The following is a 23,854-nucleotide window of genomic DNA, read 5'->3' on the forward strand; positions in this document are numbered from 1 at the left end:
ATCCTGTTCATGCCAGCATGATCCGCGACATTTCATCGAAGGTGTGTTCCGTTTGCCGCAGCAGCGCCAGCCAGGCCTGCTCATCCAGCGCGACGCTGCGCCAGCCCGCGGGCGACAGGGGCGGCACCAGCGCATCATCGACGCCGGCCAGGTCGAGCGCCAGGGCGACGGCATTGGCCAGATGCACGGCCAGCGGCAAGCCGCCCGCCTCCAGCCGGTCGATGGCGTGGTGGTCGGCCACCGCCTGCTGTATCGCCTCGGGAAACTTCCAGTAGGCGGCCAGGGCGCTTCCCACCTGCGCGTGGTCGATGCCGATGACGGCCAGTTCCGCATCGGCCATCTGGCAGTCATGCGCCTGGCGGTAGCTGCGCACGAGCGCGTGCTCGGCCGGGAAGCGCGTCACCAGCACCAGGGTGCCCAGGTCGTGCAGCAGGCCGGCCGTGAACGCCGTTTCGGGATTGACGCGCAAGTGCGGCGCCAGCAGGCGCGCGGCGATGGCCGTGGCCAGCGAATGGCGCCAGAACGCCTGGAAATCGAAGCCGCCGCTGACGGGCGCGAAACTGCCCGTCAACGCGCAGGCCGTGACGACGGTGCGGATGCTGTGAAAACCCAGTACGGAAACGGCTTGCGGAATGCTGGTGACCTTCGATTGCATGCCGTAGAACGAGGAGTTGGCGATGCGCAGGGTCTTCGCCGCCAGGGCCTGGTCCAGCTCGATCTTTTGCGCCAGCACATGCACGTCCGTGTCGTCCTGGTCCATGCTCGACAGCAGCTCCAGCACCACCACCGGCAGCGAGGGCAGTTCCTGTATCTGGCGGATGATGTGTTCAAAACTGAGCCTTGTCATGCCGCGCCCCCTTGCCGGTAGCGCTGCAGCAGCGCCAGCAGTTCCGCCCCTGCGGAATCGGGCGGCGTGGCGCGGAACAGCACGGCCAGCCGTTCCAGGCGGCGCGCCCGTTCCTGCTCGGCATGCGCCTGCGCGGCGGGGTCAATCGCCTCGTCCATGACGACGTGGCAGCGCTCCACATTGCGCCTGCGCAAGGCCGTCAGGTTCGCCGCCGTCAGGGTGGCGCCCTGGGCCAGCAGTACGGCGCCGCTGGCGTCGCTCAGCGCCTGCGCCAGCACCATACCTTCCTGCGCCTGCTCCATGGAAATCTCGCGGCCGCTGTCACTCACGCTTGTACTCACGCTTATACTCATGTACCCGCTCCATGACGGCTCAGGGTGACCAGGCTGCCGCGCGAACGCGAATGCATGCCCATCGGATGGATCGCCACGGCATACGGCTGGCCATCGATGGCGGCCAGGCAAGGTGCGCCCTGCCCGCCGAACAGCTGCGGCAAGACGATCGCCGCTTCGTTGCCCAGCAGGGCCGCACCCCGTTCGAACAGATTGGCCGCCGCCGCGTTGATGAAGGCGATCATGCCGTCCTCATCGAGCCCGATCACGGGCAGCGGCAGAAATTGCAGCAATTCGCGCGCGATGCCCAGGCTGACTTCGTCGCGGCTGATCTGGTGCTGCTGCTGGCTCACCAGCGCCTGCATGGCGGCATTGGCTGCCGCCAGCGCCAGGTTGACCTCGCGCAACTGCCCATTGAGCCGCACATTGTCGTCATCGATGCCCTTCAGGCGAAAGGCTTCGGCGATATGCTCGCGCAACTGATGGTCTTCCCATGGTTTGGTGAGGAACTTGAAGATGGCGCCCTCGTTGACGGCATCCGTGACGGCCTGCAACTCGGTATAGCCCGACAGCATGATGCGGATGGTTTGCGGACACAGCAGCTTGGCCTTGCGCAGGAAGTCGGCGCCCAGCATGCCGGGCATGCGCTGGTCCGACACGATCACGTCGACGACATGGCTGGCCAGCACCTCCAGCCCTTCCTGGCCGCTGCCCGCCGTCAGGATATGGTAACCATCGCGCCGCAGCAGGCGCTTGAGGGAAGCGAGGATATTCGGCTCGTCATCGACCAGCAGCAAGGTGCGCGGTGGCGCCGCAGGCTGCTGCCCGGCATCCGCCGCCAGCACCGCTGTAGCCGGCATGCCATGCTCGTCGTGCAAATCCATCGGACCATCCTCTCATCGCCATGGCGATATCGGAGCTTGCCTGGAGGGGGAATCTGCTACGCGGGACAGTCTTGCGAGTCTTGCGCGGCAGCCAGCTTGCGTTGAAATTATACGACTAAATATTCCTGTATGGCATTTATCCGCTACCTATCCGCGCCGTGGCGGGCAAGGCGTATCGCGGTAAAACACAAAACCGCCCAGGCCGATGGCCTTGGTATCGGCTTTCACACCATACACCAGCGTGCTCCTGTCCGCCTCGATGCGCAGCAGGTTCATGTGTTGCACGATTTGCGCGTGCGACAGTTCCAGCGATGGCGTCGGCGCCAGTTGCAAACGCAGCTCGGACGTGGCGCTGTCATACGCCCAGCGGCCCGGATTATAGAAGGCGAAGCCGCCATCGAAACGCAGGCTGCCATCCTTGAACTGGGTCAGGCAAATGCCGGGAAATTCGCTGGGCGGGTTGTACCAGGTGGCGGCCACGGCGGCATCGGCAGGCGCCTTGCCCGGCATCTGCATGCCGCTGCCATCACTTTTGCCGCCCATGCCGGCACAGCCTGCCAGCGCCAGCGCGCAAGCCAGAGCGCCCGCACGCGTGATGAATGTCATGTGCATCAACAGTCCCCTTGCTTTATAGAAACATCATCTTAAAGCGGGACGGCCAGCCGTTCAAGCGGCTAGCGCACATAAGGGCGATTTAATTGCCCTCGGCCGCCTTCGCCGCCAGGGCTGCCGCTTCGCGCAATTTATCCTTCTTGCTCTTGCGCGCACCCTTCACGCCGCCGTTCACCGTGTCCGTCACGGTGCTCACGGGCTCGGGCAGTTCCGTTGGCTCGAAACCGGCCACCACTTCGCGCACGATGCGCAAGTCGTTGCGGTTTTCGATCAGGCGGAAATGCGCTTCCGTGTCGGCCGTCACGAAACTGATGGCCGTGCCGCTTTCGCCGGCGCGGCCCGTGCGGCCGATGCGGTGCGTGTAGTCGACGGCCGAACGGGGCAAGTCGTAATTGACGACGGCCGGCAAGCCGGCGATGTCGATGCCGCGCGCGGCCACGTCGGTGGCCACCAGCACCTGCAAGCGGCACGCCTTGAAGTCGGCCAGCAGCTGGCTGCGCGTGCCCTGGCTGAATTCTCCGTGGAAGGCGCCCACGTGCAAGCCCGCGCGCTGCAGCTTGTCGGCCACGTGTTCGGCCGCGTACTTGGTGGCGACAAACACCAGCACGCGCTCCCACTGCTGCTGCAGGATCAGGTAGCGCAGCAGCTGCGTGCGGCGCGGCACGTCGACCGTGATGGCCCGCTGCACGATGTCGGGCCTATCCTGCGGTTCGGACGCCACTTCGATGCGCACGGGCTCCTTGAGCAGGCTGTCGGCCAGTGCCTGCACGCTGTCGGGGAAGGTGGCGGAGAAGAACAGGTTTTGCCGCTGCTTGGGCAGCAGCGCCAGGATGGCGTTGATCTCCTCGCTGAAACCCATGTCGAGCAAACGGTCGGCTTCATCCAGGACGAACAGCGACACGCCGCCCAATTTGATGGCATTCTGGCGCACCAGGTCCAGCAGGCGGCCCGGCGTGGCGACGACGATATCGGCGCCGCCGCGCAAGTCCATCATCTGCGGATTGATCGACACGCCGCCGAACAGCACGGAAATCTTCAGTTTGATCGGCAGCGGCTTGGCCAGCGCGTGCACCGTCTGCCCCACCTGCGCCGCCAGCTCGCGCGTAGGCACGAGGATCAGCGCGCGCACCTGGCGCGGGCCGGAAACGGGCGCCATCAGCGCCTGCAGCAGCGGCAGCGCGTAGGCGGCCGTCTTGCCGGAACCCGTCTGCGCCGCGCCCAGCACGTCGCTGCCGCGCAGGATGGCGGGAATGGCGGCCGCCTGGATGGCCGTCGGCGCGGCATAGCCGGCCTTGTCGACGGCGCGGACCAGGGAGGGAATCAGACCCAGTGAGGAAAATGGCATAGCGGGCCTTCTTATTATTTAGTCATGAAGTGAGACCGGCCGCAATGTGCGGCCGGTCGGAATAGCGACAGTATAAAGCAGGCGCTTACTGCCTGGGCATTTGCAGCTTCGGGAAGCCCGCTTCGTCATAGCCCGGCATGCCGCGCCGGATCGTGTGCGAAAAATCCGCATCGTCGTTGGCGGCGCGCGCGCGCGCCGTGATGTGGCCCCCTGTGCGCAGCTGCTGGAAGCTCAGGCCGGGCACCAGGCCTTTCACGTCGAACAGGTAGCGGTCCAGGTAGCCCGAAGCCATCAGCCGATAATCGAGCGGCAGGCCCGGCACGATGCGGCGCACCATCTCGAAGACGATGGTGGTGCAGTTGGCCGTCAGGGTGTTGTAGAACTGCGGCTTGTTCTTCAGCGCCTGCGCCTCGTCCAGGTAGGCCAGGAACAGCGAGCGCATGGCCGCTTTCGGCATCATCACGCGGTACAGATGCATGTCCTCGCCCCGCGCATTCGTGCGCACGCGCAGGATGTCGCGCTCGTCGGCGGCGATCAGGCTCATCTCGAAATGCTTGAAGAAGCCGCCGATGGCGGAAAAGCTCTCGCCCTTCTCCTTGCGGATTTCGATGGAAAACGTCAAAAAGCGCCCGTCCGCAAAGCCGAACGAGATCAGGGTATGCGCGATATAGGGCCCCGTCCAGTACGACAGCGCCGTGTCCACCGTGCGCAGTTCGTCGAGGTCGTAGCTGCGCTGTTCCCACTTGACCGTGTAGTCGTCGTCGCTGCGCCAGTCGAAATTGCGCACATTGTCCAGGGTGACGAGATTGCCCTTCAGCGTGCCCGTCACATTGCGCGCCACATCGTCGGCCCACACGCGCTGCTGTTTCGGCGTGATCAGGCTCCACCACACGAGCAGCAGGATAAAACCGGCCGCATACGGCAGCAGCACGCGCGCATCGCCGCGCGTCCACCACAGCGCGATGCTGGCCACGCCCAGCGCACCCCACAGCAGCGCGCCGATGGCTTGCGCCGCCGTGCCGCCGGACAGCTGGTACCACAGCGCCAGCGCGCCCCACAGTGCAGTCAACAGGAGAATCAGGGAAACGGCCATTTTGCCGATACTGCCCAGCACGGAGCGGGCACGCAGTGATAAGAAAGTCATGCCATGATTATAGGGGCAAGTACGGCGAGAGGTGAGTTCGGGCAAGTATTGGCAAAGTCAGCCAGACATGAAATATTGCTTGCATGGCAATTTACCTCATGAGAATATGTTGCAAAATGTATAGACAAGGCGTCCCATCTCACAGGGCTGCCTTGCCCTCCAGGGAGACACCTTGCAATCCAGTTCACTGTACGCCATCGCCGGCAGCCTCAACTCCCTCTTCATCGTCGTCAGCCTGCTTGGTTTATGGTCGCAGCTGCAAAAAATCTGGCGGCGCAAGCACGGCGCCAGCCTGGGCGCAGGCCATGCGACGGACATCCTGTCGCTCAACCAGTTCACCGTCAGCTTCCTCGCCTACTGCGCCTTCTTCGTGTACGGCTATTCGATCACGCCCTTCAACCACTACATCGTCTGGCCGCGCCTGATCGCCTCGCTGATCGCGCTGGGCATCCTGTATGAAATCGACCGCGACCGCCGCAGCCGGGCATCGCGCAACGCGCTGCTGGCGTGCGCGCTGCTGCTGGGTGCGGGCGTGGCGGGATTGCTGTTCGGTCCCACCTTCACGGATGAAAAACGCGTGATCTCGCAAAGCCTGATCGTTGCCGTCACCGTGCTGCTGGCGCAGGGCTACGCGCACCAGATCCGCTTGATCTGGCGCTCGGGCAAGACGGGTGCCGTGTCCCTGAAAATGAGCCAGTTCATCCTGGCGATGGATGTCAGCACCATCTTCTTTGCCTGCGTCATGGGACTGGCGACAGGCTGGCCCTTGCTGCTGCTGGCCTGCGTCAGCGCCACGACCAAATTGATCATCATGTGGCTGTTCCGCTGGGAGAAGGCCAGCCCCGCCGCGCGCATGAAACGGCAGGCGCTGGCCTGACGCTAGAATAGGAATCTTGCCACCTTTGTTGAAAGGGCCGCCATGCAGCTGTCCCCCGCCATCCCCATCCTGCGCAGCTTTTCCGAAGAAAAAACGCGCGAGTTCTACCTCGGTTTTCTCGGTTTTACCCTGGACTGGGAACACCGCTTCGCGCCCACGGCGCCGCTATACCTGCAGGTGACGCGCGGCGATCTGGTGCTGCACCTGTCCGAGCACTACGGCGATGCCACGCCGGGTGCTGCGCTCTTGATCCCCGTCGACGATATCGCCGCCCTGCACGCGGAGCTGCAGGCGAAGGATTACCCGTATGCGCGGCCCGGCATCCGCGACGAGGACTGGGGCCGCATCCTGGAAGTGGCGGACCCGTTCGGCAACCGGCTGCGCTTCTGGCAAAGAACGCCATAGCGCTTACTGGCCGCTCAGGGCACGCATTTCCGCATACAGGTTGGCCTTGCCCTCGAAGCCGATGCCAACCAGATCCGGCATGGTGATATGGCCGTTTTCCACCCGCACGCCATCGGGAAAACCGCCGAACGGCTGGAACAGATCGGGATACGATTCATTGCCGCCCAGGCCCAGGCCGGCCGCGATATTCAAGGACATCTGGTGGCCGCCGTGCGGAATGCAGCGGCTGCGCGACCAGCCGTGCTGGTGCAGCATATCCAGCGTGCGTAAATATTCCACCAGACCGTAGCTGAGGGCGCAATCGAACTGCAGCCAGTCGCGGTCGGCGCGCATGCCGCCGTAGCGGATCAGATTGCGCGCATCCTGCATGGAAAACAGGTTTTCGCCCGTCGCCATGGGCTTGTCGTAATAGCTGCGCAAGGTCGATTGCAGCTCGAAGTCGAGCGGGTCGCCCGCCTCTTCATACCAGAACAGGTCGTACTGGCGCAGCGCCTTGGCGTAGGCGATCGAGGTGTCGAGGTCGAAACGGCCGTTGGCATCCACGCACAGCTTCTGGCCGTCCTGCAGCACCTCCATGATGGCGTCGATGCGACGCAGATCCTCGTCCAGCGAGGCGCCGCCGATCTTTTTCTTGACCACCGTGTAGCCGCGGTCGATATAGCTGCGCATCTCATCCTGCAAGGCAGACAGGCTCTGGCCCGGATAGTAATAGCCGCCGGCCGCATACACGAAGACTTTTTTTTCCGGCACGCCCGTGCCGTGGCGCTCGGCCAGCAGCTGGAACAGCGGCTTGTTGTCGATCTTCGCCACGGCGTCCCAGATGGCCATGTCGATGGTGCCGATGGCCACCGAACGTTCGCCGTGGCCGCCCGGCTTTTCATTCGTGTACATGCAGTCCCACACCTTGTGCGGGTCGAGGTTGCTGCCGTCATCCGTCACGAGGCTGGCCGGATCGGCGTCGAGGATGCGCGGGATGAAGCGCTCGCGCATCAGCATGCCCTGGCCGTAGCGGCCATTCGAATTGAAGCCGTAGCCGACGATGGGCTTGCCGTCGCGCATGACATCCGTGACGACGGCCACCAGGCTCAGGGTCATCTTCGTGAAATCGATGTAGGCATTGCGGATGGGGGAAGAGATGGGGATGGTCTTTTCGCGGATTTCGACGATTTTCATGCGGGTCTCCTGGAGGTGAAAACAAGGACGCCAGCTTAACCGCGATATGAAACCGTATAATCGATAGTAATTTAAACCATTCTTCACTTGAAGTTAATAATGAAAAGCGACGCCACGACGGAAATGGCCTTCTTTGTGCTGCTGGCCAAGCTGGGCAGCCTGTCGGCCACGGCGCGCGAGCTGGGCATCACGCCGCCCGCCGTCAGCAAGCGATTGGTGCTCATGGAGCAGCGCCTGGGCGTGCGTTTGCTGAACCGCAGCACGCGGCGCATCAGCCTGACGGGCGACGGCGAAAGCTATCTGCAGCAGGCGCGGCAAATCCTCGACGATATCCGCGCCATGGAAGAGTCCTTGGCCAGCGGCAGCGCGGAGCCGAAAGGCTTGCTGCGCGTGAATGCCACGCTGGGTTTCGGCCGCACGGTGATCGCCCCCCTGCTGTCGCAATTCGCCCTGCGCCACCCGCAGCTGGAAGTGCAGCTGCAACTGACGGACAGCCCCATCAACCTGGTCGAGCAGGCGTACGACCTGGGCATCCGCTTCGGCGACTTGCCCGACACGCGCCTGTCGGCGCGGCGCATCATGTCGAACCGGCGTTTCCTGTGCGCTTCACCCGCCTACCTGCAGGCGCACGGCACGCCGCACACCCCGGACGAGCTGGCGCAGCACCGCTGCATCGTGCACCGGCAAAACGACGACGCCTACGGCATCTGGCGCCTGAGTAAAGGCCGCGCCACGCACACGGTGAAGGTGCGCGGCACGGTGGCCAGCAATGATGGCGACGTGGTGCTGGGCTGGGCGCTGGACGGGCACGGCATCCTGCTGCGCTCGGAATGGGACCTGGCCCGCTACCTCGACAGCGGCCGCCTGCGCGTGGTGCTGGCCGACTACGCGCTGGCGCCGGCCGACCTGTACGCCTATTATCCGAGCCGCCATCAGTTGCCCGCCAAAGTGCGCGCTTTTATCAATTTTCTCATCCAGCAGTTGCAGCCGGAAGCGGCCACGGCGGCCAAATCAGGTTAAACTACAATATTGCGATATGGCAATATTATGAAGGAGTAGGTTTTGCTAGTCATACTCGGATTTCTCGTCGTGCTGTTTTCCGTCTTTGGCGGCTTCGCCATGCAGGGGGGCCACCTGGGCGCCCTGTTCCAGCCGCTGGAACTGCTGATGATCGGCGGCGCCGCGCTGGGCACCTTCTTTGTCGGCAATGACGCCAAGGCCATCCGCGCCACGTTCGCCGCCCTGCCCACCCTGTTCCACGGTTCGCAATACACGAAGGCGCGCTATATGGAACTGATGGGGCTGATGTATGAAATCCTCAGCAAGATCCGCAAGGAAGGCTTGATGTCGGTCGAAGACGATATCGACGACCCTTACCGCAGCCCCATCTTCGTGAAATACCCGTACACGCTTGGTGACGAGCACATCCTGGAATTCATCACCGACTACCTGCGCCTGATGGTGTCGGGCAATATGGATGCTTACCAGATCGAAAACCTGATGGATAACGAGATCGAAACGCACCATGAAGATGCGGAAATGCCTATCCAGACGATTTCGCAGCTGGCCGACGCCATGCCCGCCTTCGGCATCGTGGCCGCCGTGATGGGCGTGGTGCACACGATGGCCTCCGTCGGCTTGCCGCCGGCCGAGCTGGGCGTGCTGATCGCGCAGGCGCTGGTGGGCACCTTCATCGGCATCTTGCTGGCCTACGGTTTCATCGCGCCGCTGGCCAGCTTGCTGCGCCGCAAGCACCATGAAACGGCAAAGATGTACCAATGCGTGAAAGTCACCTTGTTGGCCAGCCTGAACGGCTACGCCCCGGCGCTGGCCGTGGAATTCGGCCGCAAGGTCATTTCCGCCACGGAACGCCCCTCGTTCAGCGAACTGGAAAACCATGTGCGCCAGGTGCGCACGAAGAACTGATACGGCCTGTTCCGCTGACTCGGCGCGTCAGGCTTCCGGCGCCGTCCAGACCAGGTTCCACAGGTGGCCATCGATATCCTCGAAGCCCTGGTCATACATGAAACCGTGGTCCTCGGGCGGATGCGGTATGCGGCCACCTGCGGCCTTGGCCCTGGCGATCAGGCTGTCCACCTCTTCCCGGCTTTCGCAGCTGAGGCAAATGACGACTTCATTGGCTTGCTTCGCATTCGCCACCGGCTTGCCGATCAGTGACTGGAAAAAGGCTTCGGTCGTCAGCATGGCCTGGATGCTGCCGTCGACGATATTCATGAACGCCGCGTTTTCGCCGCTGAAGCGGGAATCGAAGGCAAAGCCCAGGGCGGAAAAGAAGGCCCTGGATTTCTCCAGGTCCTTCACGGGCAGGTTGAGGATGATCTGTCTGTTCATGGCGCTTCCCTGATAAAAGTGGAATGGGCAACCGGTGCGCCGTCCCGGTGAAGGGTGGCGGCACACCAAATTGACACGCTGGCGAAAAAAGAGCCCCTCCAGAATATCAACAAATCATGAAGGCAGGCGCAGACCATGCTCAGAACTTGCCGCCGATGCTGGCGGCGCCGCTGGCGCGGGCCAGGCTTGAGCGCGCGCCAGCCACCGCCTGCAGGCGTTCTTCAAGGTAGGCGCTCACGCGGGGATGCTGGCTGAAGGCGACGTTGAAGCGGATGTGCTGGTCGGGCGTGTCGTTGGCCGAGAACGCGGCGCCGCGCATCAGCAGGATCTTGTTGCGGTAGGCGTCCTGCACCAGCAAGTCCACGTCCAGCCCTTCGGGCATGCTGCCCCACAGGAAAATGCCGGCGTCGCCGGGCTGCTCGAACAGCACGCCGGCCGCGCTCAGTTGCCGCGTGCTGGCGTTGCGCGCCACCATGATCTTGCGTTGCAGCCGCTCCAGGTGCTTGCGCAGGTTGCCGGCCTTGAGCACTTCCAGCAAAACGTATTCGTTCAGCGCAGGCAGAGTCATGATGGCGTGGATCTTGGTGCGCATCAGCAGCTTGAGCAAAGCGGGCGCCGCAGCCAGGTAGCCCATGCGCAGGGCCGGGCTCAGCGCCTTGCACAGGCTCGAGTAATAGATCACGCCGTCCAGTCCGGACAACGATGCCAGCCGCGTGCTGTGGCCCTGCTGGAAATGGCCGTGCACGTCGTCTTCGGCGATCAGGAAGCCATGCTGCTGCGCCATGATCAGCACCTTGTGCAGGTTGGCGGCGCTGCTGCTCCACCCGGTGGGATTGTGCAAAGCCGTCTGCACGAACAGCAGGCGCGGACGGTGCGCGCGGCAGGCCGCTTCCAGTTCGTCCAGGTCGAGGCCATCGGGGCGGCGCTTGATGGGCACCAGGCGCACGCCGTCCTGGCGCAGCCTGCCGAACATCAGGAAGTATCCGGGGTCTTCCACCAGCACCGTATCGCCGGGCTGCAGAAACGTGCGGCAGATCAGGTCGATTGCATGGGTGCCGCCGAAAGTGGTGAGGATGTGGCTGGCATCCGCAGCGATGCCGATGCCGCGCAACAGCAGCGCGATCTGCTCGCGCAGTTCGGCCAGCCCTTGCGGCGGACAGCGCGAGGCCATGCCGGCCGCGCTGCGCGCCAGACCGCGTTGCACGGCAGCCGCCGGCAGCGCGTCCTGCAGCCAGGTGGGCGGCAAGGCGCCGCTGCTGGCCAGCAGCACGCCCGGCCGCTGGTCGTTCACTTGCTGGCTCAGCCAAACCGGCTCCTGCTCCTGGCCCGCTTCCAGCGCCACCTCGTCGGGAATGGCGCGGCTGGCATCGCTTGGTGCGCAGACGAAGAAGCCTGTCGTGCCGTGCGTATCGATGACGCCTGCGGCCACCAGCCTGTCATACGCCACCACCACGGTGTTGGTGCTGACCGCGAGCTGCGTGGCAAGCTGGCGGATCGACGGCAGCCTGGTCCCGCCAGGCAGGACGCGTTGCGCGATCTGCAGGCGCAATGCGGCCTCGATCTGCTTGAACAGGGCGATGGGGGAGGAGCGGTCGATGGCGAACATGGGTGGCAGTCTAGCGTAAAAACATCAGGGCGAGGAGCAGCAGGACGGCCCCCATCGCCAGATTGAATAGGCGCTGGTTGCGGGGCGCTTTCAGCACGCTGCGGATCGAGACGCCGAACAGCGCCCACATGGCGTTGCACGGCGTGCCCACCACGGTGCCGGTCACGGACACCAGCAGCGCGCTGGCCAGCATATTGCCCTGCGCAGGCATGAAGACCGACGCCATGGTAACCGCCTTGAGCCAGCTCTTGGGATTCAGCGCCTGAAACAGGGCCGCCTGCGCAAACGACACGGCCTTCGGCGCGCTGCTTCCGGCCACCGAGGCGCCAGCCAGCTTCCAGGCCAGGAATATCAGGTACAGCGCGCCCGCGATCCGCAGCACCTGCTGCGCCATCGGATACGCGACAAACACGCTGCCCAGCCCCACGCACATGAGCACGGTCTGCACGAAGATGCCGGCCTGGATGCCGAGGATCACCGGCAGCGCACCGCGATAGCCGAAATTGGCGCCGGTGGTGGCCAGCATGACATTGTTCGGCCCGGGCGTGGCGGACATCACAAAGCAATAGCTCATCAGGGGCAGGAGTTCGGTCATGGCAGGCAGTCGCAGCGTGGAGAAGGCCCCAGTCTAGAAGCGCGGCACGGCAGGGACAAGGCACAAGGCGACGCGTACAAGCACATGCTGTATCAGTCGGACGACTGCTACAGCGGCGATACAGGCGGCCCTGCCCGGACAAACTCCACCGCAGGCGCGCAACGCAACTGGTGGATTGCCAATTGGGCTCATTGGCAGTTTCCGCCACAAAACGGAGGCTCATCTTTATTATAAATGGCGCTTTACATTTGATCCGGGCGCCTGGTGTCCATTTCGCATGGACGAATGTAATAATTGTCAAAGTCTCCTTCCTCGATCAATATAAATCCGTGGCGCACATAGAAACGGTTTGAGTCGCTACCGCGCAGGGCTCCCACTCGAACCGGCAAACCAAGAGCGTTTGCCTCTTCGATAATACGAGCGAGAACAACGGCCCCGATACCATTGCCCTGGTTGTTTGGATGAATATAGAGGTGGTCGAGCAGCATGGCCTTTGGTTGCTGTTTGAGAACAACAAAGCCGACCCGTTTGCCTTCTGTTTCAATATGGCGTGTGTGCTCCGGCAAGAAGCCTGACAGAAACCGCTCTCTCGCTCGAACCGGATCGAATCTCCCCACCTGCATCAGGCTATCGCGCATCGCCTCAATGCGCAGTGCGACAAGTTCATCCGCGTCGTCTTCCTGCGTCGGTGTAAACGTTACACACGGTCTTTTCAATAACATATCAAAAATAAACCTTCTAGTGGCGAGGTTTGAAAAGTGGCGCACCAAATCAATATTTGCTCCCCGAAAGCTATTCTCCTCACAGCACTTCCCGATCGCGACCCGGCGGCCTGCCGATGACGCGCTTAAAAGCACGACTGAACGCGGCTTGAGATGTATAGCCAAGGCGTTGGGCAACGGCGTCGATGGACACTCTTTCGTGAGTGAGCAATTGTTTAGCAAGACGCATCCGCAGCTCCGTGGCATACCGCAGGGGCGGCACCCCGATGGTGGTTTGAAAGCGTCGTGCGAAGACAGAACGAGAGACATGCGACTCCGCAGCCAACTGTGCAACTGTCCATTCCCGTCCTGGCTGGCGGTGCAGCGCCAATATGGCAAGAGCGAGGCGCGGATCACGCAATGCGGCGAGGAGACCGGAGGCGCTTTCACAACCGCATTCAATCCAGCCGCGCACGATCATTGCTGCAGCAACCTCTGCCAGTCGAGCCAGAATGCCTGCAAAGCCAATACGACCGGCGCAGATTTCACGCTTCATTGAATCCAGCACAGGCAGCAAGCCCGGATAATCTTGCGCTTGCGTGTCGGCCACCATGACGGTTGGCATCAACTTACCGACCCCCTGCATCCCGCCGAGATCGAATTCCATGCAGCCGTAAAAAATAATTGCACTGGGCACGGAGGCCGTACTGGGACATGTGTCGACTCCGCTAACGGCGTCACCAAGGGGCGCGACATCGAACTTGTCGATGTCCTGAAATGCAACGCCCGCATCCGATAGCAGCTGGTGCCTCCTGCCGTGCGGCATGAACACCGCGCTACCGGCGGACAGCTCATGCAACTCGCCATCATCCGTACATAGATAGGCAGTGCCAACAGCCACGAAGTGGAAGTAGGCGTGGCCTGGCTTGTCTTCAAAGCCTATGCCGAAAGCTGGACCGGTCTGAATGCGGCGGTACTGGACGCCACGCAGGCGCATCCCCATCAACAGTTCACTGACGAGACCAGAGGACGGGAAAACTTGATTCTTCTTGGGCATTTCAGGAGTTTCGATCAAAACATCAAGACTTGTCATCATAGATCATCCTGGGCTTTAGCTCTAGACTTTCGACTCTGATCGTTTTAGGAATGTTAGAGATGAACAATGATGTTTTGGGTAATGGGCAAACGCCCAACGCGAGCGATGCGTCTGTTGCAGAGCCAGCGGCAGCAGCATGGATGGCAGTGTTTTCACTGGCAATGGGCGTTTTCGGCCTCCTGACGGCGGAGTACCTGCCAGCCAGCCTATTGACCCCGATGGCCTTCGATCTCGGTGTGTCGGAGGCGCTAGCTGGTCAGGCAGTGACGGTGACGGCCGTCGTGGCCATGGTCGCTGGGCTTTCAGTGCCGCGCCTGACGCGCAGTTTTGACCGACGTGTCGTCTTGTTAGCTTTCACAGTGCTGATGATCGCGTCGAACTTGTTGGTGGCGTTATCGTCAAGCCTGACAGTGTTGTTGGTGATGCGCATTCTGCTGGGCGTCGCCTTGGGAGGCTTTTGGAGTATGGCGGCAGCCGTGGCTATGCGACTGGTGCCAGCAAAATCAGTGCCGCGAGCGCTATCCATAATCTTCAGCGGTATCGCCATCGGGACGGTTGTTTCCGTACCGTTGGGCAGCTACTTGGGGGGGATATATGGCTGGCGCAGTGCATTTATAGCAGCCGCAGCTGTCGGAGGGCTAACACTGTTGTTTCAATTGTTCACACTGCCCCGTATGGCACCGCGCACGATGATGCGCACCCCGTCTGTCCTGGCACTGCTGCGTCGCTCGGGGATCGGGATCGGGATGTTGGGCTGTGTACTTGCCCATACGGGGCAATACGCATTGTTCACCTATATTCGCCCCGCGCTTGAAAGCGTTGCCCATATTGATGTAAACAGTTTGTCTCTGATGCTCCTGGGTTTTGGTGTCGCCAACTTCATTGGCACGCTGCTGGCCGGCTGGCTAATGGAGCGTAGCCTGCATGCTACTTTAGTGGGTATGCCTGCGCTGGTGGGCTTGGCGGCATTCGGCATGATTTTACTGCCAGTCCAGGGAACCGGCCTGATGCTTTTGGTGGCCCTCTGGGGCTTGGCGTTCGGCGGCGTACCTGTCGCCTGGTCCAACTGGGTAGCTCGTGCCGTTCCAGATCAAGCGGAGACGGCTGGCGGCATGGTCGTCGCTGCGGTGCAATCCTCAATAGCTGCCGGCGCGGCATTGGGTGGCATGATGTTCGGGTTTGGTGGCGTCACAGGCGTTTTCATTATTGCTGGCGTTGTGATGCTGTTCGCTTCTCTCGTCATCGCTTTCAGAGTTCAAGTCGAACTGCCACAGGAAGACGCTACACTACCAGACACCTGCTCAACGATCTGAACAGTGTGTTGCGTTGAGCGATTGAATCCGCAGCCGATACCGGGCAGTCTGAATGATTCAGCGCACGAAGTTGCTGCTTTCGGAAGCAGCAAGAGGCTTGGTCCCGTGCGCCAAGTCCTCTCACTGCCATTTACGGAGTCGGCGCCGTCTCATCGGGGCAGCTGACCTCGTCCTCTGGCGTATATAAAGTCATCGGCACGCGCTGGCCGTCGACTTCCAGTTCGCGCACTTTCGGCGGCACCAGCTGGAATTCGCCCGCCTGCAGCTTCTCGCGCAGGGGCTTGCAGCGCAGGGCATCCGTGGGGATTTGCCCGCGCGCCGACCAGCTGCCGTCTTCCTTTTCCGCGAGCAACACCGACGAGGCGCGCGGGTCAGTGCTGATCAGCAGTACGTCCTGCTTGCCATCGCCATCGAAATCGAGCAGATACGCGTCGCACTGCGGCCCTGCCCGCTTCAAGCAGGCGGGCAGGCGCCAGGCCGGACTCACTTGCGTCCAATCCTGGCGCAGGAAACTCTCCGGCAACTTCGCCGTGGCCGGGCGCAGGGTCAGGTTGATCGACACGTCGCTCAGCGCGCCCGTTTCGTCGAGGCGGTTCTGGCGCTTGAGCATGGCGTCGGCGCGGGCCCGCACGATGGCCGCGTCGGGCCCCGTCGTGCGTTTGCTCAATTCCTGCAAGGCCGCCTGGCCATAGCGGGCGCCCTGGAAGCGCAGGTATTCGAAATCGAACTTGTCCACGCCAACCTTGCCGCTGTTCAGGCGCGCCATCTGGCTGGCCACGGAAATGCGCGCCGGGTCCGCCAGCGGCGAGAACAGGGCAAACAGCACCAGCAGGGTGACGCCGGCGGTGGCTACGTTGACGTTGGCGATCAGGTGCAGCCAGTCGCCATACTTGCTGGCCGCCCAGGCATAGCCGGCGGCGTAGCAGGTGGCGACCAGCAGGCAGGCGGCCGCGATCAGGCGGTCGGATGTCCAGCCGTGCGACATCACGCGCAGGGTCAGCGCATAGATGGCGATGCCCACCACCCACGGCAGCAGCAGGCAGGCCAGGCGCGTGCCCAGGCGGATGCCGCGCACCACGCCATGGCCCACTTCGCCATTCTGGAAGGCGGCATTGATCAGCACCACCAGCACGCCGGCCATGCCCAGCAGCACGGACGCCGCATGGCGCGTGGCCCACAGGCGCTCGAAACCGATGAATGGCAAGGTCAGCAGGAAGCCGGAGACCAGCACGGCGGCGATCGGCATCAGCCACGACAGCAGCACCAGCAGCAAGGTACGGATGCCGCGCACGATGGACGGGCGCACGTCCGTGATATGGATGGCAAACGAAAACGCGAAGCAGATGACGGGAATCACGAACCAGGCCTGGCCCAGCAGTTTTTTCAGGAAACTCAGCTTGATGAGCAGGAACAGCTGCCCGCCCAGCCACAGCACCAGCCACAGGCCCAGCACGAACAGCAGGGAAAACAGCAGCTGGATGCCGAGCTTCCAGGCGATTTCAAAGTAGGTGGGATAGCGGGCGATGCGCTGTCCATCCTGGGCACTGGCCAGCACCAGCGCGTGGGCAATATAGAAGCCCACCACGCAAAAACCGAACAGCTGGGCGGAAATGACGCGCAGGGGCGCGCCCGGCTTGTAGTTGCCCCAGATTACGTGCTCGGCGCCGCGCGCCACGTCATGCCAGGCCAGCACGGCCAGCACGACGGCGGCGCCCGCCATCCACAGCACGATGCGCTTCGCCGACATATGGCCCAGGCTGGATACCAGCAGGATCGGTAGCAGCAGGCTGATCAACATCAACGGACCCAGCAGATAGGCTTCCGTGGCGGGCCACACCTTGTCCTGGGCAGTGCTGTACAGCCAGTACAGCAACAAGCCTTGCAGCAGGCCCGTCACCAGGCGCGTCACCGCGATGCGCGGCGCCACCACCGGATCGAGCAACGCCATGTTTTTTCCAGCGGCATCCTGCTGCATATTCATTCCCTTAGAGTCGTTCATTGCAGTCATTGTTGCACTGCGAGCACGGCCATTATTGCATTTCGTTATCGTCATCTCAACAGCGATTCGCGTGGATGCCCTTCCCGCCCACCTTCGCTGCGGCGCAATGGCAAGCTTTGCGCGAGGCCCCAGGCCAGTTCCGGCACGAGGAACAGCCACAGCAGGGGCTGGCCCGTCATCAGCAAGGCCCACGCCATCCAGGTGGAAAACAGGTAGCGGGCCACCGCGTCGTAGCGGCCGAAGCGCGGCTGCGGATCGAGCATGCGCAGCACCGACCAGACCATCACCACGCTGCCCATCATGCTGCTGATGAGCAAATGCAAGGGTTCGAACACTGGCAGTGGCGCGCCGCCCAGGGCCAGGTTGAGGGCGTTCAAGTGCTCGCGCATGAGCAGGAACGTCCACGGCGTGACAAACGCGGCCGTCATGAGCACATCATAAATGGCGCTGGCGCGCACCAGGCGGCGGAAAGCAACAACAGATAACATGGGAACTCCTGTGTATGGAAAGCATTCATTCTCAAGGCTGGAGTACACTCCATGGTCAAGCATTTTATGAAGGAATATTTCCATGCAGATCGGCGAGATGGCGCAGGCGACCGGCTTGAGCCGCGATACCCTGCGCTTCTATGAAAAGCGGGGCTTGCTGCGCGCGCGGCGCGGCGCGAATGGCTACCGCGACTATCCGCCCGAGGCGGCCGACTGGCTGCGCTACCTGCGCACGGCGCAGCAGCTGGGTTTTACGCTGGCGGAAATCGAGGCCGACATGCCGCTGCTGGCCGGCGCAGGCGATCCGGCCATGGCGGACCTGCTGCGCGCGGCGCTGGCGCGCAAGCTGGCCGACATCGATGCGCGCATCGCCGGTTTGACGCAGCTGCGCGGCGAACTGGCGCGGCGGATGGAGCCGCAGGCGGCCGCCTGTCCGTTGCGGGGAGATGCCGAGGCAGCACCAGCCCCCTGAAAAACAAAAAACCGCCTGTGCAATGCAGCAGGCGGTCTGACGTGGGGCGGAGCCGGGATTACCTGGCGGCCTTGCGGCGGCGCAGGAAACCCATCAGGCCCAGGCCAGCCAGCAGCATGGCATAGGTTTCCGGTTCCGGCACGGCGACCATCACGGAAACATTATCGATCACGGCGCCCGAGTAATTGTCGAACGGCGTACCGGCCTTGGCGGCGCTGGCAAACGACAGGGTCGCCAGGCCGGTGGCAGCGGCCGTGAAGCTCAGCGTGTTGCTGTACAAGGTGTTCGAAGCGGCAGCCGTCGAGTAGAAATCCCCGGCCACGCCGCCGAAATTGACACTCACGCCCTGGCCTGCCGGGCCGCCGGAATTGCGCGCCATGTCAAAGCTCAGGTTATATGTCTGGCCGGCAACGACACTGAAATTTTGCGACAGGAAACCCGGACCTGGCGTGCCCAGCAAATCGATGCTGTAGCCATCGATGGCGTTATACGCATTGCGGATCAGGTCGACGGAACTGGCACCCACGGTCCAGCCCGTGATGCCCGACGAACCGCTGTTGACGACTTTAAAGCCGCTGTCGAAGGCGTAACCGGAAGCGACCGTTTCAAAATTGCCATTCGCGATCAGGTTGACGGGGCTGGCGCTGGCGCTGCCGGCGACGAACAGGGCGGCAACTGCGGCGATGGTGGCGATTTTCATGATCTGATTTCCTTGCTTTGTTGACATTAAAGTTACCTTAAGTGAAATCATATCCCAGCCATGATAAAAATCAAAGAACTTTGCAAAAATATATTTAATGTAGACAATTTGCAACGCATCTTCCGGAGAGGAATGCCTCAATCAAGTTCCTGGCGCGCCACCAGGATGCCGTCCGCATCGGCGTAGATCCAGTCGCCCGGATGCACGGCCACGCCGCTGATCTGCACGCGCACGTCGCGCTGGCCGGCGCCCGTCTTGTTGCTCTTGCGCGGATGCGTGGCCAGGGCGCGCACGCCGATCTGGCAGACATTGATTTCCTCGCTGTCGCGGATGCAGCCATCGACGACGATGCCAGCCCAGCCATTGCTTTCGGCCAGCACGCCCAGCTGGCCGCCCACCAGCGCGCGGCGCAGGCTGCCGCCGCCATCGATCACCAGCACATGGCCGTGGCCCGGCGTTTCCAGGGTGCTGCGCACGAGCGCGTTGTCTTCGAACACGTGCAAGGTGGTGGCGGGGCCGCTGAAACGCACGCGCTGGCCAAAGGCGCGGTACACGGGCGGCAGCACGGCCAGGGTGCCATCATCCAGCATGGCTGCATAGTCGTCGCACAGGTCGGTGGTGGCAAAGGTCATGGGAGTTCCTTGAGTGGCAGATGGCAACGATTCTAAGCCTTTTGCAGCGCCGCCGCGCGGGTTTTGCCGCCCACGCCCACGGCCGTGGCAATCGCCAGCGCCTGGAACACGCCGATGAAGACAAACAGCAGGGCCGGATGGTTGCCATCCATCAGCGCGCCAAAGAACAGGGGACCGACGGCCAGGCCGCTGTCGAGGCCCGAATACACGACGCCATACACGCGCCCGGTGGCATTCTTCGGCGCTGCCGCGCGTATCATCAGGTCGCGCGATGGCCCCGCCACGCCCGACATCAAGCCGATGGCGCCCATCAGCACCACCGCGCCCCAGGCCGGCACGACGGCCATGGCCAGCAGCACGGCCAGCAGCGCGGCGGCGGAAAAGGCGATGGCGACGTTACGGTCCGGCTGCTTGCTGCGCGCGCCCACCACGCCGCCGGCCAGCATGCCCACGGCCGAGGCCAGCATATAGGCCGTGTAGGCGCTGGTGGCCAGCGCCAGGCTCATGCCATACAGCTTGACGAGGGCCACGCTGGCAAAGCTCTGGATGCCGCCCAGGGCGATGGCCGTAATGAAGAAGAAGGCAAAGCACATCCACACGGCTGGCAAACGCAGAAAGTCCAGCGTGCCTTCGCCGCCGGCCGCCTGGCCTGGCGCAACCATTTTCACGGGCTCGGGGCGGATGGCGTGGCGGTTCAGGAACAGGATCAGCAGCACGCCAAACGGCAGCACGGCCGCGCATTGCAGCGCCACTCGCCAGTCATACTGGGTGGCCACATACGTCATGAACAGGGGCGCCAGGGCCCAGCCGATGTTGCCGCTGATGCCATGCACGGAAAAGCCGTAGGCCACGCGGGCCGCCGAAACGCGCTGGTTGAGGATCGTGTAGTCGGCTGGATGAAACACGCTGTTGCCCATACCGGCCAGCATGGCGCCCAGCATCAGCGCCGCATAGCTGTGCGCGGTGGACAGGGCCAGCGCCGACACGCCCAGCAAGAAGATGCCAGAAAACAACACGGCGCGGGCGCCAAAACGGTCGACGACAAAGCCGGCCAGCGCCTGCCCCACGCCCGAGATGATGAAGAATACCGTCATCAGCAGGCCCAGCTCCGCATACGACAGGTCGAAGGCCGGTTTCAGCCAGACGAACAGGGCCGCGAGGATCAGATGGTAGAAGTGCGACACGCCATGCGCCAGCCCCACCAGGGCGATGACGCGCGCATCGTTGCGCAGAGTTGGCGGTGAGTGAGGTGGCAAGTCCATTGCCGAGTTAGTTGTTATCATGTCATACCCTGTCTTATACTGGTGAAGCTCAAGTGTATGCAAAATACCATCGTCTGTTTTCCGACAGAACGACATAATTTATCGAATTAAGGCCAAGCTGATGGGTGTACCTATCCTCCACCATACCCGCATGTGTCCGCCACGGGAAGTGCCCAGCGCGACCATCCCCGTGACGATGGTCGCGCGCGACCTGCAAACCGATGAATTTCTCTTGCCGCACAGCCATCCATGGGGTCAGGTGACCATGGCGCTCGAAGGCGTGCTGCGCATCACCGCCAACAACAGCAGCTGGGTGCTGCCGCCCATGCGCGCCATCTGGATCGCGCCCAACGTGGAGCATGCCGTCACGATACTGGAAAAAACCCGCTTGCGCCCCCTGTGCATCCATGCCGCGCGCGCGCCATTCGCGGGCCGCGACTGCAAGGTGCTGGAAGTGTCGAACCTGCTGCGCCAGCTGATCATGGCGCTGGAACAGCTGGATCCGGGCCAGGAACCGGCGCGCGAGGCGCTGCTGGCCGAACTGATCCTTGATGAGTTGAAACGCTCGGCCACGCGCCCCATCCGCGTGCCCTTGCCCAGCGACAAGCGCCTGAAAACCCTGTGCGACAGCCTGATCGAGAAACCGGGTTCGCACCAGACCCTGGAACACTGGGCGCAGCAAGTCGGCGCCTCGGAGCGCACCCTGGCGCGGCTGTTCGAACGGGAATTGGGCATGAGTTTTGGCCAGTGGCGCCAGCAAGTGCGCCTGGCGCACGCGGCGCCCCTGATCGCGCGCGGCGTGCCGCTGTCGCAAGTGGCCGAAGAACTGGGCTATGCCAGCCAGTCGGCCTTTTCCGCCATGTTCAAGAAGACTTTCGGCAGCTCGCCGTCAGCCTTCTTTGCCCAGGGCGACAGAATCTAGCCAACTGGAAAGCGCGCCGATACAGCGCTCAGGGCAAGGCGCAGCGCCGCAGGCAGTACGCTGGTACGGCAAGGCGATGCAACGCCGCCATGGGCGCTTTAGCGGTGCGCTCTTAAGCCATGAAGTCGAACAAGGAATTCTTGCCGGTATAACCAGGCAAGGCCGAGTTCGTTCCCATCTGTTCCTGGGCCGAATATGCTTTCACCAGCGCCTGCGCCTGGGCCGTCAGCGCCTTGGCCAGCACGGCTTTCTTGTTGGTGAGCGTCGTGATGTCCTTGCCGACCGTCTGCACTTCCTTGCGGATGATGCTCGTTTCGCCCGTCAGCTCGCCGATCTTGCTGACGAACTGGTCCGCCACGCCCTTGCCGTTATTGGTAAACATCTTGCTGACGGCGTCCGGATCGGCCGCGATGGCGGCCTTGAGCTTTTTATCGTCCAGCACCAGTTCGCCGCTCTTGCCCAAGGTCACGCCGGCACTGCCCAGCACCGACGATGGCACGCCCGTGCTGGCCGTGCGCAGCACCTGCTCCATCTGCGAACGCACCTGGCCCAGGGCCGTGTCGGACTTCAAATCGCCCTGCTGCAGACTCTGCAGCTTACTGTTCAGTTCATTGTAGGCCGTGACGAAGTTGGCCACGTTGCTGGCGATCTGACTGCTGTCCTTGGCGATGACGAGGTCCGTCGTGCCTTTTTTCTTCAATTCGATGGTGGCGCCCTCGACGGCCGTCGTCAGGGTATTCGTGGCGCTCTTGATTTCCTTGCCGTCAACGGTCAGCAGCGCGTCCTGCGCGGCGGCCGTCTGCTGCATGCCCTTGCCGGCGCCGGGCGCATAGCTGAGCAAATTACTGACGGCCGCGTCGCCAGCCACGCTGATGCGCATGCTGCTGTCGGCGCCGCTCTTGCCATTCAAGGCCAGCGAGTAGCCATCGGGGCCCTTGACCACGCTGGCGTCGATCCCCTGCTGCTTGAGCGCGGCGGCGATGCCGTCGAGACTATTGTTGCTGCTGTCAATCGTCAGCGAAATGATCTTGCCGCTGCCTGGCGTAAATTGCTTGCCGTCGGCCGAGCCCACTTCGATCTTCACCAGCGCGGGCGCGCCCGTGCCGATCGCCGCGCTCGAGGATTTCTGTGCGCCGCTGAGCAGAGTCTGGCCCTGCGCCAGTTGCTTGACGTTCAGTTCATGGCTGCCACTGGCGGCCTTGTCGGTGGTGGTGGCGCTCAGCACATCCTTGCTGCTGGACGTGGCCGACGTGGCCAGGCCGCTGCCGGCCATGTTCTTGGCCACGGTCTGAAATTTCGCCAGCGCCGATTGCAGCTGGCCCAGGCCCGAGAACTTGGCCTGGTCGCGCGCCAGGCTGGCGTTGAGCTTGACGACGCCCGTGTTTTGCGACTGCATCTGGCGCTCCACCTTCGCATACACATCGGCCGAGATATTGCCCTGCGTCGTCTGCTGCGTATTGTTGGTGTAGGCCCTGCTGTTGATGGTCGAATTAAACATGGTAGGCATTCCCGTCGGATGTAAGGTCATGGCGCACGGTTCAGGTCGTGACCGTGCTGCGCGAGAGACGGACGGCAGGCGCGCGTGACGCGGCAAGGCCCCTCTTCTGGTTGATAATTATGCAGTATTACTGGAATATCAAAACAGCGAACAGAACAGGTTTTTCCTGACTGCAAACCCATATGCACCATTTTAGCGCAGTTCACCTGCAGCCCCCTCCCGGCTTGCCTCAGCGCATGAATTTCGAGATGGCGCTGCTGACGGCCATGTCCAACTGCAGGAAAGTGAGTCCCACCTTGAAACCTGCGCTGCTGAAAATGCAGTGCGAGACGGACACGCGCGCCTCGATGATGTGCGCTGCGCCATCGTAAAACAATTCGAACAGCACCTTGCCCTTCTTGCCTGTCGGCACCGGTTCCGCGATGACGGCCGCCATCCCGCCCGGCCCCACATCGAGGGTGCGCGCCGCCACGGGGCCCGCACCATCCATTACCAACATCGCCTTGGCACGCAATATCTTGCGTGCGCCCTGCCTTTGCTCAACTGACACTGTATTCCGCTTCTCTATCAATTCATTGTCGATGCGGATTCATGGGGAG

26 protein-coding genes are annotated in these 23,854 nt (G+C 62.8%); 7 read left to right on the forward strand and 19 right to left on the reverse strand.

Annotated features, from left to right (window positions below; all coding sequences use genetic code 11):
- Window positions 1–7: 7 nt before the first annotated feature.
- The 6 genes from O3297_RS12445 to O3297_RS12470 form a co-directional block, all read right to left on the reverse strand.
- Complete coding sequence (locus O3297_RS12445; RefSeq protein ID WP_034779311.1) at window positions 8–847, reverse strand: HDOD domain-containing protein; 840 nt, start codon at window positions 845–847, stop codon at window positions 8–10.
- On the reverse strand, window positions 844–1,188 hold the full coding sequence (locus O3297_RS12450) for a hypothetical protein (RefSeq protein ID WP_139144674.1): 345 nt from the start codon (window positions 1,186–1,188) through the stop codon (window positions 844–846). The genes O3297_RS12445 and O3297_RS12450 overlap by 4 nt, the downstream gene beginning before the upstream one ends.
- Window positions 1,189–1,196: 8 nt before the next feature.
- Window positions 1,197–2,063 (reverse strand): response regulator, encoded by an 867-nt coding sequence (locus O3297_RS12455; RefSeq protein ID WP_305048837.1) that lies wholly within the window; start codon window positions 2,061–2,063, stop codon window positions 1,197–1,199.
- 147 nt (window positions 2,064–2,210) lie between these two features.
- Window positions 2,211–2,675 (reverse strand): hypothetical protein, encoded by a 465-nt coding sequence (locus tag O3297_RS12460; RefSeq protein WP_305048838.1) that lies wholly within the window; start codon window positions 2,673–2,675, stop codon window positions 2,211–2,213.
- A gap of 82 nt (window positions 2,676–2,757) precedes the next feature.
- The gene (locus tag O3297_RS12465) at window positions 2,758–4,020 is read right to left on the reverse strand and encodes a DEAD/DEAH box helicase (protein ID WP_305048839.1); all 1,263 of its coding nucleotides are present in this window, start codon (window positions 4,018–4,020) and stop codon (window positions 2,758–2,760) included.
- Window positions 4,021–4,105: 85 nt separating this feature from the next.
- A complete protein-coding gene (locus O3297_RS12470) occupies window positions 4,106–5,164 on the reverse strand; it encodes a DUF4105 domain-containing protein (protein WP_305048840.1) in 1,059 nt (352 codons plus the stop codon).
- A gap of 172 nt (window positions 5,165–5,336) precedes the next feature.
- On the opposite strand from O3297_RS12470, the gene O3297_RS12475 reads away from it, so the two are divergent.
- Both O3297_RS12475 and O3297_RS12480 read left to right on the forward strand, forming a co-directional pair.
- Window positions 5,337–6,041 carry a hypothetical protein gene (locus O3297_RS12475; protein WP_305048841.1) on the forward strand — a complete coding sequence of 235 codons (705 nt, stop codon included), beginning with the start codon at window positions 5,337–5,339 and terminating at the stop codon, window positions 6,039–6,041.
- 42 nt (window positions 6,042–6,083) lie between these two features.
- Window positions 6,084–6,446, forward strand: a complete 363-nt coding sequence (locus O3297_RS12480) for a glyoxalase superfamily protein (RefSeq protein WP_099394202.1) — start codon at window positions 6,084–6,086, stop codon at window positions 6,444–6,446.
- Window positions 6,447–6,449: 3 nt separating this feature from the next.
- On the opposite strand, the gene O3297_RS12485 is transcribed toward O3297_RS12480, so the two are convergent.
- On the reverse strand, window positions 6,450–7,619 hold the full coding sequence (locus O3297_RS12485; protein WP_305048842.1) for a mandelate racemase/muconate lactonizing enzyme family protein: 1,170 nt from the start codon (window positions 7,617–7,619) through the stop codon (window positions 6,450–6,452).
- 99 nt (window positions 7,620–7,718) lie between these two features.
- Here O3297_RS12485 and O3297_RS12490 point away from each other — a divergent pair, with 99 nt between their 5' ends.
- Both O3297_RS12490 and motA read left to right on the forward strand, forming a co-directional pair.
- Complete coding sequence (locus O3297_RS12490) at window positions 7,719–8,639, forward strand: LysR family transcriptional regulator (RefSeq protein WP_305048843.1); 921 nt, start codon at window positions 7,719–7,721, stop codon at window positions 8,637–8,639.
- Window positions 8,640–8,681: 42 nt separating this feature from the next.
- Window positions 8,682–9,545, forward strand: a complete 864-nt coding sequence (gene motA, locus O3297_RS12495) for a flagellar motor stator protein MotA (protein WP_034779327.1) — start codon at window positions 8,682–8,684, stop codon at window positions 9,543–9,545.
- Window positions 9,546–9,572: 27 nt separating this feature from the next.
- On the opposite strand, the gene O3297_RS12500 is transcribed toward motA, so the two are convergent.
- From O3297_RS12500 to O3297_RS12520, 5 genes are all read right to left on the reverse strand, one after another.
- Complete coding sequence (locus O3297_RS12500; protein WP_305048844.1) at window positions 9,573–9,971, reverse strand: VOC family protein; 399 nt, start codon at window positions 9,969–9,971, stop codon at window positions 9,573–9,575.
- A gap of 139 nt (window positions 9,972–10,110) precedes the next feature.
- Window positions 10,111–11,577 (reverse strand): PLP-dependent aminotransferase family protein, encoded by a 1,467-nt coding sequence (locus tag O3297_RS12505; RefSeq protein WP_305048845.1) that lies wholly within the window; start codon window positions 11,575–11,577, stop codon window positions 10,111–10,113.
- A 10-nt stretch (window positions 11,578–11,587) separates the two neighbouring features.
- Window positions 11,588–12,172: a LysE family translocator gene (locus tag O3297_RS12510; protein ID WP_099394207.1), complete on the reverse strand. Its 585-nt coding sequence runs from the start codon at window positions 12,170–12,172 to the stop codon at window positions 11,588–11,590.
- 242 nt (window positions 12,173–12,414) lie between these two features.
- Window positions 12,415–12,939 carry a GNAT family N-acetyltransferase gene (locus O3297_RS12515; RefSeq protein WP_370385428.1) on the reverse strand — a complete coding sequence of 175 codons (525 nt, stop codon included), beginning with the start codon at window positions 12,937–12,939 and terminating at the stop codon, window positions 12,415–12,417.
- Window positions 12,940–12,973: 34 nt separating this feature from the next.
- Window positions 12,974–13,969: an AraC family transcriptional regulator gene (locus O3297_RS12520; protein ID WP_305048846.1), complete on the reverse strand. Its 996-nt coding sequence runs from the start codon at window positions 13,967–13,969 to the stop codon at window positions 12,974–12,976.
- 59 nt (window positions 13,970–14,028) lie between these two features.
- Here O3297_RS12520 and O3297_RS12525 point away from each other — a divergent pair, with 59 nt between their 5' ends.
- Window positions 14,029–15,282 (forward strand): MFS transporter, encoded by a 1,254-nt coding sequence (locus tag O3297_RS12525; RefSeq protein WP_305048847.1) that lies wholly within the window; start codon window positions 14,029–14,031, stop codon window positions 15,280–15,282.
- 130 nt (window positions 15,283–15,412) lie between these two features.
- Here O3297_RS12525 and O3297_RS12530 read toward each other — a convergent pair whose 3' ends face one another.
- Window positions 15,413–17,230, reverse strand: a complete 1,818-nt coding sequence (locus tag O3297_RS12530; protein ID WP_305048848.1) for a DUF4153 domain-containing protein — start codon at window positions 17,228–17,230, stop codon at window positions 15,413–15,415.
- Window positions 17,231–17,331: 101 nt separating this feature from the next.
- The gene (locus O3297_RS12535; RefSeq protein ID WP_092606022.1) at window positions 17,332–17,769 is read right to left on the reverse strand and encodes a hypothetical protein; all 438 of its coding nucleotides are present in this window, start codon (window positions 17,767–17,769) and stop codon (window positions 17,332–17,334) included.
- Between the two features lie 82 nt (window positions 17,770–17,851).
- Between O3297_RS12535 and O3297_RS12540 the strand changes: the two genes are divergently transcribed.
- A complete protein-coding gene (locus tag O3297_RS12540; protein WP_092606024.1) occupies window positions 17,852–18,241 on the forward strand; it encodes a MerR family transcriptional regulator in 390 nt (129 codons plus the stop codon).
- A gap of 58 nt (window positions 18,242–18,299) precedes the next feature.
- On the opposite strand, the gene O3297_RS12545 is transcribed toward O3297_RS12540, so the two are convergent.
- The 3 genes from O3297_RS12545 to O3297_RS12555 all read right to left on the reverse strand — a co-directional run bounded on the left by O3297_RS12545 (window position 18,300) and on the right by O3297_RS12555 (window position 20,856).
- On the reverse strand, window positions 18,300–18,941 hold the full coding sequence (locus tag O3297_RS12545) for a choice-of-anchor C family PEP-CTERM protein (RefSeq protein WP_305048849.1): 642 nt from the start codon (window positions 18,939–18,941) through the stop codon (window positions 18,300–18,302).
- A gap of 137 nt (window positions 18,942–19,078) precedes the next feature.
- On the reverse strand, window positions 19,079–19,573 hold the full coding sequence (rraA, locus tag O3297_RS12550; RefSeq protein ID WP_034779352.1) for a ribonuclease E activity regulator RraA: 495 nt from the start codon (window positions 19,571–19,573) through the stop codon (window positions 19,079–19,081).
- 32 nt (window positions 19,574–19,605) lie between these two features.
- Entirely contained in the window at window positions 19,606–20,856 is a 1,251-nt protein-coding gene (locus O3297_RS12555; protein ID WP_257219197.1) for an MFS transporter, read from the reverse strand.
- Between the two features lie 100 nt (window positions 20,857–20,956).
- On the opposite strand from O3297_RS12555, the gene O3297_RS12560 reads away from it, so the two are divergent.
- Window positions 20,957–21,757, forward strand: a complete 801-nt coding sequence (locus tag O3297_RS12560) for a helix-turn-helix domain-containing protein (RefSeq protein ID WP_305048850.1) — start codon at window positions 20,957–20,959, stop codon at window positions 21,755–21,757.
- Between the two features lie 112 nt (window positions 21,758–21,869).
- On the opposite strand, the gene fliD is transcribed toward O3297_RS12560, so the two are convergent.
- Together fliD and O3297_RS12570 are read right to left on the reverse strand one after the other, a co-directional pair.
- Window positions 21,870–23,255, reverse strand: coding sequence for a flagellar filament capping protein FliD (fliD, locus tag O3297_RS12565; protein WP_092606030.1), 1,386 nt, complete (start codon window positions 23,253–23,255; stop codon window positions 21,870–21,872).
- 229 nt (window positions 23,256–23,484) lie between these two features.
- Complete coding sequence (locus O3297_RS12570) at window positions 23,485–23,805, reverse strand: PilZ domain-containing protein (protein ID WP_071653418.1); 321 nt, start codon at window positions 23,803–23,805, stop codon at window positions 23,485–23,487.
- Window positions 23,806–23,854 lie beyond the last annotated feature (49 nt).

This window comes from Janthinobacterium sp. SUN128, assembly GCF_030587275.1.
Lineage (GTDB): Bacteria > Pseudomonadota > Gammaproteobacteria > Burkholderiales > Burkholderiaceae_D > Janthinobacterium > Janthinobacterium lividum.

Bases quoted from the DNA above. Each gene is read 5' to 3' on its own strand.
- O3297_RS12445 (WP_034779311.1), bottom strand. From the start codon at position 847: ATGACAAGGCTCAGTTTTGAACACATCATCCGCCAGATACAGGAACTG.
- O3297_RS12455 (WP_305048837.1), bottom strand. From the start codon at position 2,063: ATGGATTTGCACGACGAGCATGGCATGCCGGCTACAGCGGTGCTGGCG.
- O3297_RS12460 (WP_305048838.1), bottom strand. From the start codon at position 2,675: ATGCACATGACATTCATCACGCGTGCGGGCGCTCTGGCTTGCGCGCTG.
- O3297_RS12465 (WP_305048839.1), bottom strand. From the start codon at position 4,020: ATGCCATTTTCCTCACTGGGTCTGATTCCCTCCCTGGTCCGCGCCGTC.
- O3297_RS12470 (WP_305048840.1), bottom strand. From the start codon at position 5,164: ATGACTTTCTTATCACTGCGTGCCCGCTCCGTGCTGGGCAGTATCGGC.
- O3297_RS12480 (WP_099394202.1), top strand. From the start codon at position 6,084: ATGCAGCTGTCCCCCGCCATCCCCATCCTGCGCAGCTTTTCCGAAGAA.
- O3297_RS12485 (WP_305048842.1), bottom strand. From the start codon at position 7,619: ATGAAAATCGTCGAAATCCGCGAAAAGACCATCCCCATCTCTTCCCCC.
- O3297_RS12490 (WP_305048843.1), top strand. From the start codon at position 7,719: ATGAAAAGCGACGCCACGACGGAAATGGCCTTCTTTGTGCTGCTGGCC.
- O3297_RS12500 (WP_305048844.1), bottom strand. From the start codon at position 9,971: ATGAACAGACAGATCATCCTCAACCTGCCCGTGAAGGACCTGGAGAAA.
- O3297_RS12505 (WP_305048845.1), bottom strand. From the start codon at position 11,577: ATGTTCGCCATCGACCGCTCCTCCCCCATCGCCCTGTTCAAGCAGATC.
- O3297_RS12510 (WP_099394207.1), bottom strand. From the start codon at position 12,172: ATGACCGAACTCCTGCCCCTGATGAGCTATTGCTTTGTGATGTCCGCC.
- O3297_RS12520 (WP_305048846.1), bottom strand. From the start codon at position 13,969: ATGATGACAAGTCTTGATGTTTTGATCGAAACTCCTGAAATGCCCAAG.
- O3297_RS12525 (WP_305048847.1), top strand. From the start codon at position 14,029: ATGAACAATGATGTTTTGGGTAATGGGCAAACGCCCAACGCGAGCGAT.
- O3297_RS12530 (WP_305048848.1), bottom strand. From the start codon at position 17,230: ATGGCGTTGCTCGATCCGGTGGTGGCGCCGCGCATCGCGGTGACGCGC.
- O3297_RS12535 (WP_092606022.1), bottom strand. From the start codon at position 17,769: ATGTTATCTGTTGTTGCTTTCCGCCGCCTGGTGCGCGCCAGCGCCATT.
- O3297_RS12540 (WP_092606024.1), top strand. From the start codon at position 17,852: ATGCAGATCGGCGAGATGGCGCAGGCGACCGGCTTGAGCCGCGATACC.
- O3297_RS12545 (WP_305048849.1), bottom strand. From the start codon at position 18,941: ATGAAAATCGCCACCATCGCCGCAGTTGCCGCCCTGTTCGTCGCCGGC.
- rraA (WP_034779352.1), bottom strand. From the start codon at position 19,573: ATGACCTTTGCCACCACCGACCTGTGCGACGACTATGCAGCCATGCTG.
- O3297_RS12555 (WP_257219197.1), bottom strand. From the start codon at position 20,856: ATGATAACAACTAACTCGGCAATGGACTTGCCACCTCACTCACCGCCA.
- O3297_RS12560 (WP_305048850.1), top strand. From the start codon at position 20,957: ATGGGTGTACCTATCCTCCACCATACCCGCATGTGTCCGCCACGGGAA.
- fliD (WP_092606030.1), bottom strand. From the start codon at position 23,255: ATGTTTAATTCGACCATCAACAGCAGGGCCTACACCAACAATACGCAG.